The sequence below is a fragment of the Streptococcus sp. XMC genome, assembly GCF_021341835.1.
GTDB lineage: Bacteria > Bacillota > Bacilli > Lactobacillales > Streptococcaceae > Streptococcus.
The window spans coordinates 118269-131814 of the sequence record NZ_JAJTNQ010000005.1 but is presented as its reverse complement, the minus strand read 5'-3'; the positions used below and the strand labels follow the sequence as shown (position 1 = coordinate 131814).

General features: G+C 40.3%; 12 protein-coding genes, 1 pseudogene and 1 riboswitch. Of the genes and pseudogenes, 1 reads left to right on the top strand and 12 read right to left on the bottom strand.

Translation table 11 applies throughout. The features are described 5' to 3' along the window. Window positions 1–83 precede the first annotated feature (83 nt). The 11 genes and pseudogenes from LXO72_RS09140 to LXO72_RS09090 all read right to left on the bottom strand — a co-directional run bounded on the left by LXO72_RS09140 (window position 84) and on the right by LXO72_RS09090 (window position 10371). Window positions 84–1013 (bottom strand): tagatose-6-phosphate kinase, encoded by a 930-nt coding sequence (locus LXO72_RS09140; RefSeq protein WP_233332262.1) that lies wholly within the window; start codon window positions 1011–1013, stop codon window positions 84–86. A gap of 11 nt (window positions 1014–1024) precedes the next feature. Next, window positions 1025–1540, bottom strand: coding sequence for a galactose-6-phosphate isomerase subunit LacB (gene lacB / locus LXO72_RS09135; protein WP_023022658.1), 516 nt, complete (start codon window positions 1538–1540; stop codon window positions 1025–1027). A gap of 16 nt (window positions 1541–1556) precedes the next feature. After that, window positions 1557–1982 (bottom strand): galactose-6-phosphate isomerase subunit LacA, encoded by a 426-nt coding sequence (lacA, locus tag LXO72_RS09130; protein WP_023026584.1) that lies wholly within the window; start codon window positions 1980–1982, stop codon window positions 1557–1559. An 81-nt stretch (window positions 1983–2063) separates the two neighbouring features. Beyond that, window positions 2064–2948, bottom strand: coding sequence for an aldose 1-epimerase family protein (locus LXO72_RS09125; RefSeq protein ID WP_233332260.1), 885 nt, complete (start codon window positions 2946–2948; stop codon window positions 2064–2066). Between the two features lie 102 nt (window positions 2949–3050). Continuing rightward, window positions 3051–4525 (bottom strand): annotated as a pseudogene (locus LXO72_RS09120) (PTS transporter subunit IIC). Window positions 4526–4621: 96 nt separating this feature from the next. Then, window positions 4622–4927: a PTS sugar transporter subunit IIB gene (locus LXO72_RS09115; RefSeq protein WP_023022650.1), complete on the bottom strand. Its 306-nt coding sequence runs from the start codon at window positions 4925–4927 to the stop codon at window positions 4622–4624. Window positions 4928–4966: 39 nt separating this feature from the next. Then, window positions 4967–5443 carry a PTS sugar transporter subunit IIA gene (locus LXO72_RS09110; RefSeq protein ID WP_023022648.1) on the bottom strand — a complete coding sequence of 159 codons (477 nt, stop codon included), beginning with the start codon at window positions 5441–5443 and terminating at the stop codon, window positions 4967–4969. Between the two features lie 207 nt (window positions 5444–5650). Further along, on the bottom strand, window positions 5651–6397 hold the full coding sequence (locus LXO72_RS09105) for a DeoR/GlpR family DNA-binding transcription regulator (RefSeq protein ID WP_023022646.1): 747 nt from the start codon (window positions 6395–6397) through the stop codon (window positions 5651–5653). A gap of 325 nt (window positions 6398–6722) precedes the next feature. Continuing rightward, window positions 6723–8297, bottom strand: a complete 1575-nt coding sequence (locus LXO72_RS09100; protein ID WP_233332258.1) for a DEAD/DEAH box helicase — start codon at window positions 8295–8297, stop codon at window positions 6723–6725. Window positions 8298–8996: 699 nt separating this feature from the next. Further along, window positions 8997–9905: a magnesium transporter CorA family protein gene (locus tag LXO72_RS09095; RefSeq protein ID WP_117745012.1), complete on the bottom strand. Its 909-nt coding sequence runs from the start codon at window positions 9903–9905 to the stop codon at window positions 8997–8999. Between the two features lie 85 nt (window positions 9906–9990). Then, window positions 9991–10371, bottom strand: coding sequence for a PH domain-containing protein (locus LXO72_RS09090; protein ID WP_006596927.1), 381 nt, complete (start codon window positions 10369–10371; stop codon window positions 9991–9993). Between the two features lie 101 nt (window positions 10372–10472). After that, window positions 10473–10597: riboswitch (TPP riboswitch) on the top strand. Between the two features lie 81 nt (window positions 10598–10678). Between LXO72_RS09090 and thiT the strand changes: the two genes are divergently transcribed. After that, complete coding sequence (gene thiT, locus LXO72_RS09085) at window positions 10679–11254, top strand: energy-coupled thiamine transporter ThiT (protein ID WP_233332256.1); 576 nt, start codon at window positions 10679–10681, stop codon at window positions 11252–11254. Window positions 11255–11836: 582 nt separating this feature from the next. Here the strand turns inward: thiT and LXO72_RS09080 are convergent. Beyond that, window positions 11837–13381: a peptide chain release factor 3 gene (locus tag LXO72_RS09080; protein ID WP_233332248.1), complete on the bottom strand. Its 1545-nt coding sequence runs from the start codon at window positions 13379–13381 to the stop codon at window positions 11837–11839. Window positions 13382–13546 lie beyond the last annotated feature (165 nt).

Sequence of the window (13546 nt, the reverse complement as noted above, 5' to 3'; positions counted from 1 at the left end):
GGTCAAAGGCCAAGGCTGAGATCACACCCTCTTTGGTGCTCAATTTTTCTAAATAGTTGCGTTTTTGTTCTGTTAATACCATCTTATACCTCTTTTACATTTATCTGTTGATACAAATCATCGTAGCGATGAATATTGATATGGCCTGTCGTTGCTTCTTGAGCATTCAACATGCCAAGGACATTGGCTTTGGTTAAAAGTGCTTGGTCGTCTTCCTGATGATAGAGAGCTGAGGCAATCCCAGCAACTGTCGAATCACCAGATCCCACTGGATTAACCACTTCAATTTTTGGAATATCCACTTTATAGAAGCTGTCTCCATGTTTGGCAAAGGCACCGTCAGCTCCTAGGGAGACGATGACCCATTCGATTCCTTTAAATAAGTCAGATTGAAGGACCTCTTTTAATTGATCTAAATCCGTAGTCACTTCGTAGCCTAAGAGTTGAGACAACTCTTCATTATTGGGTTTAATCACTGTTGGTTTAACGGGAGCTACTAGTGCTTTTTCTAGGGAAGCGCCTGAGCAGTCCAGAACGACTGGTTTTCCTGCCTTCTTAGCGCGCTCGACCAATTGAGAATAATAATCAAGTGGCAAGCCAGCTGGTAAACTACCTGAGATAGCAACGACTGCTACATCTGGAAGCAAGGCTTCATAGTGATCAAGAAAGGCTTGCCCTTCTTCTTCAGAAACAGACGGACCTTTTTCCAGGATTTCAGTTTGTTGTCCTTCGTGAAGGATCGCAATACAATTCCGGGTCTCCCCTTGAATTTCAAAGAATTCTTTGCCGATTTCCTGATCCAGATGGTCCAAGATAAATTGGCCTGTTGAACCACCAATCAGACCAGTTGCCGAGACAGGATCTCCAATCTCTGCAAGGACCCGTGTGACATTGAGACCCTTCCCTCCTGCGGTTTTGCTTACCTTGTCAACTCGATTGACCGTATCCAAGTGTAAGGTTTCTAACGGATAGGAAATGTCGATTGAAGGGTTCATGGTTACCGTTAAAATCATAGACTCACCTCTTAGTCGTGGTATTCACCACGATCCCATTTTTCAAGGAATTCTGTAAAGAAGTCTGCATCCTCTTGGTGATCATTATGGGTTTCCAAATGTTGAATCTTGGCAATCAATTTCTTGTTTTCTTCACTTGGTTTGTATTCCGCATGGATAAAGGCTTCAATGATATCGCACATGAGCAACTCACCAGTTATTTTCCCACCGAAACCAATGACGTTGGCATTGAGTTCTTCTTTGGCATAAAGTGCAGTTGTCATATCGCGGACCAAGGCTGAACGGATTCCAGGGACCTTGTTAACCGCGTTGTTAATCCCAACGCCAGTCCCACAGATACAGACTCCAAGGTCTGCTTGGCCACTAGCGACTGCTTCTCCGACTTTTTTCCCAAAAATTGGGTAGTGGGTGCGCGCGTGGTCATAGGTTCCGAAATCAAGGACCTCATAGCCTTTTGATTTCAAAAATTCTGAAACAGCCATTTTTTCATTCGTGACAATATGGTCACATCCAATTGCAATTTTCATTCTTTTACTCCTCCCTTTAGCACATCTTGTTGAGCATATCCACACGGATTTGGTGACGACCACCGTCATACTTACCGTTGACAAATCCCTTGGCAATATTTTTCGCCAATTGGTCCCCCACGATTTGAGCACCCATGGTGATCATGCGAGAATTGTTATGACCACGAGTCATATAAGCTGAACGCTCATCTGAAACTTCTGCCGCAACCATTCCTTTAATTTTAGTTGCGACCATGAAAGGACCTGCTCCATAAGCGTCAATGACAATCCCAAGATTGTCTTCTGCTTGTTTCACTTCTTTTGCAACAGCTAAGGTCACATCAACGAAGTCTTGCCCTTCTTCTGTCACGTCCACCACTTGGAAACCTTCTGCTTCCAAATACTCTTTGACTACTTCTTTTAAGCGGATACCTGCAGCATCCGCACCAATAATAACTGACATATCATACTCCTTTTATAAATGTTTTCCGATTAAATACAAAGGCTTTGATCTAACTTCTGCATTCTACACTGTCATTGTTTCCTATAAGATTTCAATTTCAAAACCAAGTTCAGCTGTTTGACCTGCTGGCAAGAGACGAACTTGCTTTTTATATTCCAAATAATCACTCTCTTCAAGCGAAGTAGATAAACCAGACCATGGCTCTATAGCGATAAATGGTCCTTTATTTGGTGTTGTCCAGATAATCAAGTTTGAAAAATCTGGAAAATGAACACTTATCCCCTTTTCATGCTTTCTAGAACGGAGTGTCACCCTTCTTGATTGTAAACAATCCAAGGTAATGGCATCCTTTTGGAAGAGATCGTAATTGAGATTCAAGATTTTTTCTTGCTGTAAGAAAGGCGTCCGATCAAAGACATTTAACAAGCCTGTCTCCGGATAGGATTTTGGAATACTACAGGTTTCTTCTTGTTCAAATTCCAGGTAGTAATCTTCAAAACCTTCGTCCGACATTAAAGGACAATTAAATCCTGGATGGCCGCCAACGAAAAACGGCATGACGCCTTCTTCACCAAGATGGTGAACCCGATAGGTTACTGACACTTTTTTTCCAATTAATCGATAGGAAATTTCTAATCTGAAATGATAGGGATATTGCTGATAGGTTTCTTCCGTATCCTCTATCCCAAAGGTTACCCGATCATCTGTTTGCTCTATTAGCTCGAAGTTTTTCTTGCGAACTAGACCGTGGCGGGGAATCTTCCCAACGCCCTGAGGACGATACAGGGTCATATCATTTCGAACTGACCCACAGATGGGAAAGAGCACTGGGGCTTGGCCACTCCAATACTGAGCATCACCCTGCCAAAGATATTCGGTACCATCCTGATCCTTGATAGAGGTCAGCTCACCACCTAACTCCTTGAAACAAACTTCCAGGTCATTATTTTTTAAAGCTATCCTCATCCTTCTCTCCTTACCATGTTATTTTAGAGAAAAAACTAGGCTATCCCTCCATATCTGGAAATTGATACCCTAGTTTTATCAAGTTACATATTTAGGAGCGAATTATTTTGCATTTGCTGCATATGCTTCGTTACGTTTGATCATTTGTTTTCTGTACCATGCAAAGATTCCAACGTAGAAGGCTAAGAAGACAACTACACCAAGGATCAATTTGATATCACCAGTTGTTGCGTTACCGATTGTCCAACCGAGCAATTTTTCAACAGGTCCTTCAAGAGTTGAGTGAGTGATCAACTGAGCTTTGTTAACTCCATCTGGGAAGGCATTTACACTTTTCGCCAATTCAGTAGCGAATGGTGCAATAAGAGTTCCTGAAAGAAGGAAGAGTGGTAACAAGAGAGTTCCAAAGACGATCATACGGATCAATTTACCACGTGTCACAACCAACAAGGCTGGAGTCACACCCATAGCGATGATTCCTGCAAGAGGCAAGATACCATTTCCGACTTTAGAAAGAAGTACTGCTTCGATCAACATGATTGGTGCAAGTACGTTGGCACAAGCCCAGATTTCAGCACGACCAGCGATAAATGGCCAGTCCAAACCGATATTGAATTTACGTCCTTGAAGACGTTTAGTAGCAACGTTTGTAATACCTTGTGACAATGGTTCTACGGCCGCGATAAACCATGAACCGATAAGTGAGAAGAGCTCCAAGCAGACACCGGCAGTCAAACCAAGGCTGATCCAACCTTTAATAACAAGTTCCCATGAAGATGCATCTTCAACTCCAGCAACTGGATGTGGAGTTCCCATGATACCGATAATGATACCAAGAAGGAAACCGATGAAGAATTTAGATCCCCAGAAACCGATCTTCTTATTCAATTTAGCTGCGTCGAAGTCGTATTTATCAAGACCTGGGAAGAATTTGTCAAAGATTTTATCCAAAACCATGATGATTGGGTTCATCATGTAGTTCATGTGAGTTGATGTCATTGGTGAAGAGCTAGGTGCATTCAACAAGTCATCAAATGTTGGTTTCATCAAGTCTGAGTTGATGATCTTCATAATCCCTACGAGGACTACTGCTAGAGTTGCAACGAAGAGGGAAACTCCCGCGCTCACTCCATTTTTATCCGCATACCATTTAATCAAAAGACCTGTGATAGACAAATGCCAGATATCGAAGATATCGACATCAAGTGTGTCTGTTTTCTTCATTGCAAGCATGACAACGTTGACAACCAACATAACTAGCAAGAAGTAAAGTGTCCAGGCAGACCCCAAGTGATGGTAGCAAGTGGTGCCCATCCAACGTCTGTGATATTCAATTGAATACCAGTGTTCTCAACGAATTTTGCAAGAGACGCTGAGAAAGCTCCATTCAACATACCGATGATTGCACCGATACCAGTAAGGGCGATGGCAAGTTTAATACCACCTTCAAGCGCTTTGGAGAATTTCACTCCAAACAAGAGAGCCAATAAAGTCAAGACGATCAACATGATGATCGGTGCACCCATATCTAGAATGGGTTTGAAAAACTTATTGGCAAAATCGATAATGCCATTCATAATAAATCCTCCCGATTTATATTTTTATATTTTACAAAATTAAGAATGTCAGCAATCCCAAAAACAGGAACTGCTTACAAAGAAAAGATGAACAAATTAGCTTAAACCGTGTTCTTTGATCGCTGCTTCGATATTGTCATATACCGGAGCGCTCATAGCTGGAATACGGAACAAGATCGGACCAGCTTCAACTACTGGAATACCAGGCTCAAAGCCTAGATCTGTTGCAGCGATTGGCGTGAAGATATCATAGCCTCTAATCAAGTCTTCATTGACATCTTTTACCATTACCGCATCACATTGTACATCATATCCACGGTTTGAAAGCTCTTCTTCTAGAGCGCTTTTAATTTGGTGGCTTGAGTTAACCCCTGCACCACAGGCAGCTAAAATTTTAATCATTTGAATGACCTCCATTATAAATATTTTTTGTTGTTACTATTAAGCAATCACTTCTGTGATATAGCGATATAAGTCTTCTTCATTTTCCAATTTCGACATGTTTTCAAGATTTCCGTTTGTCGTAAAGAAATCCATCAAATGAGCCAAAATGTTTGTTTGGCTGGAACTAGAATTGTTAATGATGAAGAATAAAAGCGAAACTTCTACTTCCTTATCAGGCGCGATCATATTGTGGAAGGTTACCGGATTTTTTAATCGAACGACTACAATATTCTCTGTCAGGTTATGGATGATATCCGTATGAGGAATGGCCACATTCGGCAAATCCTTCCCTAGAAATTCCATATCTAAACCAGTAGGGAACGATTTTTCTCTTTCTTTCAATGCAGCTCGATAAGAATCTGTCACAATCTGACGTTCTTCCAATAAAGTTGCAATCTGGTCAAACAATTCTTCTTGATCCGCAACATCTAGGCAAAAGACTAATTCTCGATTAAACAGTTGATTTAATCCCATCTTTTCACCCCTTCCACTTTTTACCTTTTTTAATTTACACGATAAGTATATCACTATATGAATGCGCTGTCAATTACAATATGTAATTTTTTGTTCTTTTTTGTTTATTTTTTATAAATTTGTTTGTAGTTTATGCTATATGAGAGAGAAAGAAAAAGACCAGAACATGCTTAAATTCTGGTCTTTTAGCTGTTTCTGTACGAATCTTTACAAAATTTTTGTATAAGAATTGTATTTCTCACGCACCTTTTTAGAGATTGAATGATCTGTAATCACTGCATTTAAATCATCTAAACGGTAAAAGGCATAGAAAGAATAGCTATCAAACTTACTGTTATCTGCGACTACATACTTTTCAATGGCATTGTTGAGAATAATTTTATTGCCATTTCCTTCCTCTTCGTTTGCGGTCATTGCTGTATGACCATCAATCCCATTTACCCCGATAAAGGCTTTCGAAACTTTTATTTCCTTTAAGAGCTTATTGGCAAACTGTCCTACAAAGGTCTGTGTCTTGACCCTATAGCGTCCGCCAACTAAAATGATGTCACAATTGGGCTGGTCTTTTAATTTTTCAAAAATAGGCAAGGAATTGGTGACAATACTAACATGTTTCCCATCAAGATAATCGCCAATAAAATCTGTAGTAGTCCCTGCTCCAATAAAAATTGTATCGCCTTCATCAATCAAAGCCGCACATTTTTGAGCAATCTCCCTTTTCTCTTCCACGTTCAACATGTTCTTTTCTGTATGGGAAACTTCTGTCAGACTATCTTTGATTTTTCGATGGGCCCCTCCATGAACACGAACCAATAGGTCTTGCTCCTCTAAGTCTATCAAATCGCGTCGAATTGTCATATCAGTAACACCTAAGAGATCGCTTAGGTCCTTAACAGAGACCACTTCATTTTTATCCAACTCTTGTAAGATTGCTACATGTCTACTCTCTTTCATATGATGTCCTACTTTCCTGATTATGCTTTCATTATACTATAAAAGTAAACAATTTCAATAAGAAACAAACATTTTACTCTAATTTTTCTATATTAACCACTTATTTTGTTGATCGTTTTTGTGTAATGATCATTTTTTTGTTCTTTTTTTAAAAAAAAGTAGATTTTTTTTAGCAAACCTGTTGACAGGGCTAAATAAAAGTTGTATTCTTAATATGTTAACAGAATTGATAGCGCTGTCACAAGATGATAGCAAACGTTTTGTTTACGAATTTCGGTCTCCTTATAAATATACAAGGGTAAACATGTGTTTACCCTTGTATTTTTTATTTATCCCCTTTGTTCCGAATCACAAAGCCTGTTTTCTTCTCACTTGAAGTATTGCGAGGTTTTTTATGATCCTTGCGGTAACGCTTCTCTTTATCAAATCGATCCTTTGAGCGTCCACCTTTACGATGGTCATCACGACGACCATTGCCACGGCGATCACGATCTCGACGGTCATCCCCACGACGGCCACCGCGACCAGACTTGCCTTTTCCGCCAAATCCACCACCAGATGGTTTAAATGGTAACGGCTTTTCACGCGCAATCTCCACTTCAGGCAGACTATCTGGATCCTGAACTGTTAAGCTAAGGATATACATAGCCAATTCTTCAGGACTGAATTCTGAGGCCAATTGACGAGCGTCCTTGCCAAACTTCTCAAAGTTTCTACGAATCTCTTCATTAGCAAAATCACGTTCAATTTTCTTAAGAGCGACCTGCTTCTTAGCTTGAAAGGCTTCTTCTGCACTTGCTGGCTTGAGACCTTTCATGCGTTTTTTAGTCAAGTTCTCAATGATTTGGAGATAACCCATTTCATTAGGTGAAACGAAGGTAATTGACTGACCTGACTTACCTGCACGCCCTGTACGACCAATCCGGTGAACATAACTCTCAGGGTCTTGAGGAATATCATAGTTGTAGACATGGGTCACGCCTGAGATATCCAAACCACGAGCAGCAACGTCTGTTGCAACAAGGACATCGAGGTTTCCATTTTTAAAATCACGAAGGACACGAAGGCGTTTATTTTGGTCCAAATCTCCATGAATCCCTTCTGCACGGAAACCACGGATCTTCAATCCACGAGTTAACTCGTCTACACGGCGTTTGGTACGACCAAAAACGATTGACAATTCAGGTTGATCAACATCCATCAGACGTGTCATGGTGTCAAATTTTTCTTGTTCCTTAACACGGATATAGTACTGGTCTACCAGTTCTGTTGTTAATTCTTTGGCAGCAATCTTGACATGCTCAGGTTCTTTCATGAATTGAACACCGATCCGTTTGATGGCATCAGGCATGGTTGCTGAAAAGAGTAGAGTCTGACGATTTTCTGGGACACGTGAGATGATTGCTTCGATGTCTTCCAGGAATCCCATGTTGAGCATTTCGTCTGCTTCATCAAGGATGAGAGTCTCAATATCTTGTAATTTCAAGGCCTTGCGTTTGATCAAGTCAAGTAAACGTCCCGGTGTTCCTACAACGATGTGAGCACCTGATTTAAGTGCCTTGATTTGTTTTTCAATACTTGAACCACCGTATACTGAACGGACTTTCACACCCTTACTACGACCAAAGCGGAATAGTTCTTCCTGGCTTTGAACAGCCAGTTCACGAGTTGGGGCGATGACCAAAGCTTGGATAGTTGCTTCTTCTGTACGAATTTTTTCAAGGGTTGGCAAGCCAAAGGCTGCTGTTTTCCCTGTACCAGTCTGTGCTTGACCGATAACATCTTTACCTTCAAGAGCCAATGGAATGGTTTGCTCTTGGATAGGACTTGCTTCTACAAATCCTGCTTTTTCAATTTCTGCTAACAAATCAGCAGAAAGATTAAATTCATTAAATTTCACGTTATTCTTCTTTCTAAAGATGGTGCGAAGCCATCCTATAGCGCTTAGTTTATACTTTTCTTGTCATGACGTACTTTCATAACTTTTATGAAAGATCGTGTTGCTTCTTTTCCACGAAAGAAAAGTACTGCTTTCTTTGCAACCTATCTAGTATACCACAGACCTGGGTTAAAAGATAGTAAAACGAAACAAGTTAAAAGCTTTTTATTGTGTAACCCCTTTCAAAAAAAGTTTTTTTCACCTTTCATTAGTATAACCCTTTTTTATTTCTTTTTAAATTTGCAATAATATAAAAGGGTGCGAAATCTCTTCTTCGCTTTGAATCCTATCACAAAAACAGCGTTATAATAGGCTTTCTAAAAGTTTTTTCTCACAAAAAATCCACTTTTATTTTGGGATTGTTTTCTTGATTTTTAAAATAAAAGTATGTATAATGAATTTAGTATTTAGGATATTTCAGAATGATTAAAATGCTTCATTCATTTAACTGATTCAACGATTCAATCCAATTATAAATTGTTTATAATCCACTCAGTACTTTTAAATCTACTCCTACTATTTCCAAGAAGATTATGTACAGTCGATCACTTGTATCAAAACTGCCTCTTCTTCTTAGGGGAGGCAGAGTTAAAAATGAAGAATTTTCTGAAATAGCCAAGATACGAAAGAGGTAAGGAATTTCTTCCCTACCTCTCTTTTTTATCGTTTATGGGCAATCCAGCGCAAAATACGAGACAAGATGATCCAGAGTACAAAGCTTGCTATGGAGATATACAGCCATGCATTAGGATCGTCAGTAAACGGCAATGGAACGTTCATTCCAAAGAAACCAGTGACAACTGCTAAGACTGCTAACAGAGCTTCCAAGATAGTCAAAGTTGTCAAATTGTCATTCAGGTTGTTGTTTAGGATGTTATTGTAGGAGCTAGACAACTGTTGCAAGACTTGACAGTTCAACTCCGTCATATAGACCAACTGTCTGGCCTCGATCATGGCATCATCAAACTGTTCTTTTTCGACATCATCAAATTGGCGGTAGATTAGGTGAGCCTTGATATGTTCCAAGAGCATGCGATTTTGCTTGGCAGCGGATGCCAGATAGACCATACCTGTTTCCACGTCAGAAAGAGCATACAGGTTCTTACTAGTTGTTGTTTTTCGTAAGAGACGAGTGATTTCATCCTTGTGCTTATCTAGACGCTCAATAATCGGATAATAAGCATTACTAATCATCTCAAGCCCTGCAAATAAAAGCTTAAAGGTCGATAAACTCTCGTGATTATCGACATAGCGTTCCATTTGTGCAATAATATAGGCGTTGTCTCGGTTACTAATAGTCACAAGACGTGGTCCCTGGACAATGAAGGTCATCGGAATGGTTTCATAATATTCCTTTTCCTTTTCCATGTCCAAGACATTATAGATAAAAGTCACGGTCCCATTCTCACGGTTGTAATCCATGTGGGCACGTTCGTTTTTATCCAATGCATATTCAATGGTTTCTTGATCAATACCATACTTTTGGTACAACTGGGAGGTTTCCGCAATCAAGTCAGAATCAATATTAATCCAACTCCGGCCATCTCCTAACTTTTTTTCAACGAACATTTTGCTCCCTCTTTACCTTATCTGCCAGTGCTCCTATCCGATTGTCCTAAATCGCTAGATGAAGACTGTTTAAATTTATTTTTTATCAACGCAATACAGCTGCTGCCAAGGCCTGCTGGATTTCGATGACACTATTGTCGCTCTTAAATTGAAGTGTTTCTGATGGTTCTACAGCTGATGAAACCCAAATTTTTAATTCAGCATCCAAATCAAAATGACCAGATGTTTCTACTGAAAAACGCGAAATAGAACGATAAGGAAGGGATTTATAAGATGTTTTCTTCCCTGTCATTCCTTGCTTGTCCACCAAAATCAGACGGTACTCAGTAAAGACAATCAAGTCACGAATCAAACTAAAAGCCAGAGTTACCTGCTCACCTGGAACTAGGATATCCCCTAAATCTTTTTCAACCTTATCGACGTCTTTTTGAGAAGCATTGCCCATCAAACCTGCAAAAATACCCATGATTATTTCCTCCACAATTTGTGCATTTTCTATCTTAATAACTATACCATATTTTTTGCGAGTTAAAAAGTTGCGGGAACGTTTTTTAGATAGTATAATGAAAGAGTCACAAGAGGAGCAGCTGCTGAGATTGGTTAGATGGAATACCAAAAGTGTTCGTTACTGACCTAAACTCTTACCACCTGATCAGGTTAAGACCTGCGTAGGGATGTGTCTCAAAACAGAATGAAATAGAGAACTTCTATGACGTCGTTTTGGTGTGGCAACAAATGAGCCAATCAAAACGATTGGTATAGGAGGTTTTTTTATGTCGAAAACTACAGTTCGACCAATGATTGAGGTTGCTCTTTTAGCGACCATAGCTTATATTTTGGATTTGGTTACTCAACCGATGTCCTTAGGTCCTTGGATTTCTCTATCTTTTAAGATGGTTCCCATCTTTCTCCTCAGTTTCCGCTGGGGTGTGAAGGCTGGTGCCATGGGAGGCTTCATCTGGGGTTTGTTACAAGTCGTAACAGGGGAAGCAGCTGGTGGTTGGTTGACTCCAATCCAAGGTTTCTTAGAGTACTTTGTAGCCTTTAGTCTTATTGGACTGAGTGGAACTGTCAAACCTGCTCTTGACAATGCTATCCGAGAAAAGAAACGACTACAGACGCTTACTTATATCACAGTCGGAGTCATCTTAGGAGGGTTCGCACGTTACACAATTCACTATATTGCAGGTGTCATCTTCTGGGGAAGCTATGCTCCAGCTGGCCAAAGTGCCTACCTGTACTCACTGATTGTGAATAGCTCGTCCTTCTTAGGCGAGACCATTGCCAGCCTAATTGTCTTCTTTATCTTACAAGAATTTTTGGGAAGACTCCTCATTACAGAACAATAAAAAGCCAGCTCACTTGAGCTGGTTTTTTATTAAAGAAAAAATATTCTTAGAAACTTTCCTTAAGTGAGTACGGACGTCAGCGAACTTCTACGAAGTTCCATGACTTAGTTTTGAACCTAAGGTTTCAAAACTCCCGAGTGCTTGAAACAACATTGTTTCAAGCATTTTTCTCACAGCGGAAAGTTTCAGTACTGGCTTTAATGACTATAAAAATATGGAATTATTTTTATTTATTGAAAAATCACTTGATTTTTTATGTAAAATGGAAGTTTGTCTTCATCCTAAAACCAGCTCAAATGAGCTGGTTTTTCAATTTATATATTTTATTCGCCAAAAGTAGTTAGTGAGGCAATTAGGATAACCTTCCCATCGGACTGTTACGACGTAAAGTTTTACGAATCGATACCATTCGTGGACTTTTCCTAGTGAAGCGTTTAGGTAAAGCAATTTTTACACTACGACACGAAGTTTGGCAAATCGATTCCATTTGCCAAACGTAGTTAGTGAGGCAGTTAGCTAGTTCGCAAAATAGCGACTAGCGTTCAACAATTAGGAACTTTAGTTCCAATTGTTGGTACTGAGTTACATCTTTTCCTCTAGTTCAACATCTGGGTACTTGTCTGCAAACCAACGGAGAGCAAAGTCGTTTTCAAAGAGGAAAACAGGCTGGTCAAAGCGGTCTTTGGCCAGGATGTTTCGGCTTGAAGACATGCGTTCATCTAGATCTTCTGGTTTGATCCAGCGAACCGTCTTTTTACCCATTGGGCTCATCACCACTTCGGCATTGTATTCATTTTCCATCCGGTGCTTAAAGACTTCAAACTGGAGTTGCCCGACAGCACCCAACATGTATTCACCCGTTTGGTAGTTGGTATAGAGCTGGATGGCTCCTTCTTGTACCAATTGCTCGATTCCCTTATGGAAGGACTTTTGCTTCATGACATTCTTGGCAGATACCTTCATGAAGATTTCAGGAGTAAAGGTTGGCAGTGGTTCAAATTCAAACTTATTCTTCCCAACTGTTAGCGTATCCCCGACCTGATACGTACCGGTATCGTAGACCCCGATGATGTCTCCTGCTACGGCATTGGTGACATTCTCACGGCTTTCCGCCATAAACTGGGTGACATTAGATAGCTTCGCACCCTTACCAGTACGAGGCAGATTGACACTCATCCCCCTCTCAAATTCACCAGATACGATCCGAACAAAAGCAATCCGGTCGCGGTGACGAGGGTCCATATTGGCTTGGATTTTAAAGACAAATCCTGAGAAATCCTTGTCATAAGGATCGACAATTTCTCCATCTGTCTTCTTGTGGCCGTGTGGCTCTGGAGCAAACTTGAGGAAGGTTTCCAAGAAAGTCTGCACACCAAAGTTAGTAAGAGCCGAACCAAAGAAGACTGGAGTTAATTCACCTGAAAGGATAGCTTCTTCTGAAAATTCATTTCCTGCTTCATTCAAAAGCTCAATATCATCTTTTACTTGTTCATAGAATGGATTGCTAGCAAAAAGTTTATCGCCATCCTCTAGGCTGGCAAAACGTTCATCACCTTTATAGAGTTCCAAGCGTTGGTTATAGAGGTCATAGAGTCCTTCAAAGGCTTTCCCCATCCCGATTGGCCAGTTCATTGGGTAACTAGCGATGCCCAATACTTCTTCCAATTCTTGTAAGAGATCTAGTGGTTCACGACCGTCACGGTCCAGTTTATTCATAAAAGTGAAGACTGGAATCCCACGGTGTTTGACAACCTCAAACAATTTCTTAGTTTGGGCCTCAATACCCTTGGCAGAGTCCACTACCATGACCGCAGCATCCACCGCCATCAGGGTCCGATAAGTATCTTCTGAGAAGTCTTCGTGCCCTGGAGTGTCTAGGATATTTACTCGTTTGCCGTCGTAGTCAAACTGCATCACAGATGAAGTTACCGAAATCCCACGTTGTTTCTCGATATCCATCCAGTCAGATTTTGCAAAAGTCCCTGTTTTCTTTCCTTTTACGGTACCTGCTTCCCGAATCTCTCCTCCAAAGTAGAGCAACTGCTCAGTAATGGTTGTCTTCCCCGCGTCCGGGTGAGAGATAATGGCAAAGGTACGGCGTTTTTTAATTTCGTCAGTGATTGTCATTCTTTCATCCTCAGTTATTTTTTAAAAGCATATTTTTTAGTAAGTAGGATCCTTCTACATTGGTTCTCTCCTTTTACCTTAACTAACCTATTATAGCGGAAATAGAGCCTTTTTTCAATCATCAGTGTATTTATAAATTAAAAAGCCTGAGGGAGAACTACAATG

Excerpts from the sequence above, each read along its gene's own strand:
- thiT (WP_233332256.1), top strand. The coding sequence starts at position 10,679 with ATGTCGAAAACTACAGTTCGACCAATGATTGAGGTTGCTCTTTTAGCG.
- LXO72_RS09080 (WP_233332248.1), bottom strand. The coding sequence starts at position 13,381 with ATGACAATCACTGACGAAATTAAAAAACGCCGTACCTTTGCCATTATC.
- LXO72_RS09140 (WP_233332262.1), bottom strand. The coding sequence starts at position 1,013 with ATGATTTTAACGGTAACCATGAACCCTTCAATCGACATTTCCTATCCG.
- LXO72_RS09090 (WP_006596927.1), bottom strand. The coding sequence starts at position 10,371 with ATGGGTATTTTTGCAGGTTTGATGGGCAATGCTTCTCAAAAAGACGTC.
- LXO72_RS09125 (WP_233332260.1), bottom strand. The coding sequence starts at position 2,948 with ATGAGGATAGCTTTAAAAAATAATGACCTGGAAGTTTGTTTCAAGGAG.
- lacA (WP_023026584.1), bottom strand. The coding sequence starts at position 1,982 with ATGTCAGTTATTATTGGTGCGGATGCTGCAGGTATCCGCTTAAAAGAA.
- LXO72_RS09095 (WP_117745012.1), bottom strand. The coding sequence starts at position 9,905 with ATGTTCGTTGAAAAAAAGTTAGGAGATGGCCGGAGTTGGATTAATATT.
- LXO72_RS09105 (WP_023022646.1), bottom strand. The coding sequence starts at position 6,397 with ATGAAAGAGAGTAGACATGTAGCAATCTTACAAGAGTTGGATAAAAAT.
- lacB (WP_023022658.1), bottom strand. The coding sequence starts at position 1,540 with ATGAAAATTGCAATTGGATGTGACCATATTGTCACGAATGAAAAAATG.
- LXO72_RS09110 (WP_023022648.1), bottom strand. The coding sequence starts at position 5,443 with ATGGGATTAAATCAACTGTTTAATCGAGAATTAGTCTTTTGCCTAGAT.
- LXO72_RS09115 (WP_023022650.1), bottom strand. The coding sequence starts at position 4,927 with ATGATTAAAATTTTAGCTGCCTGTGGTGCAGGGGTTAACTCAAGCCAC.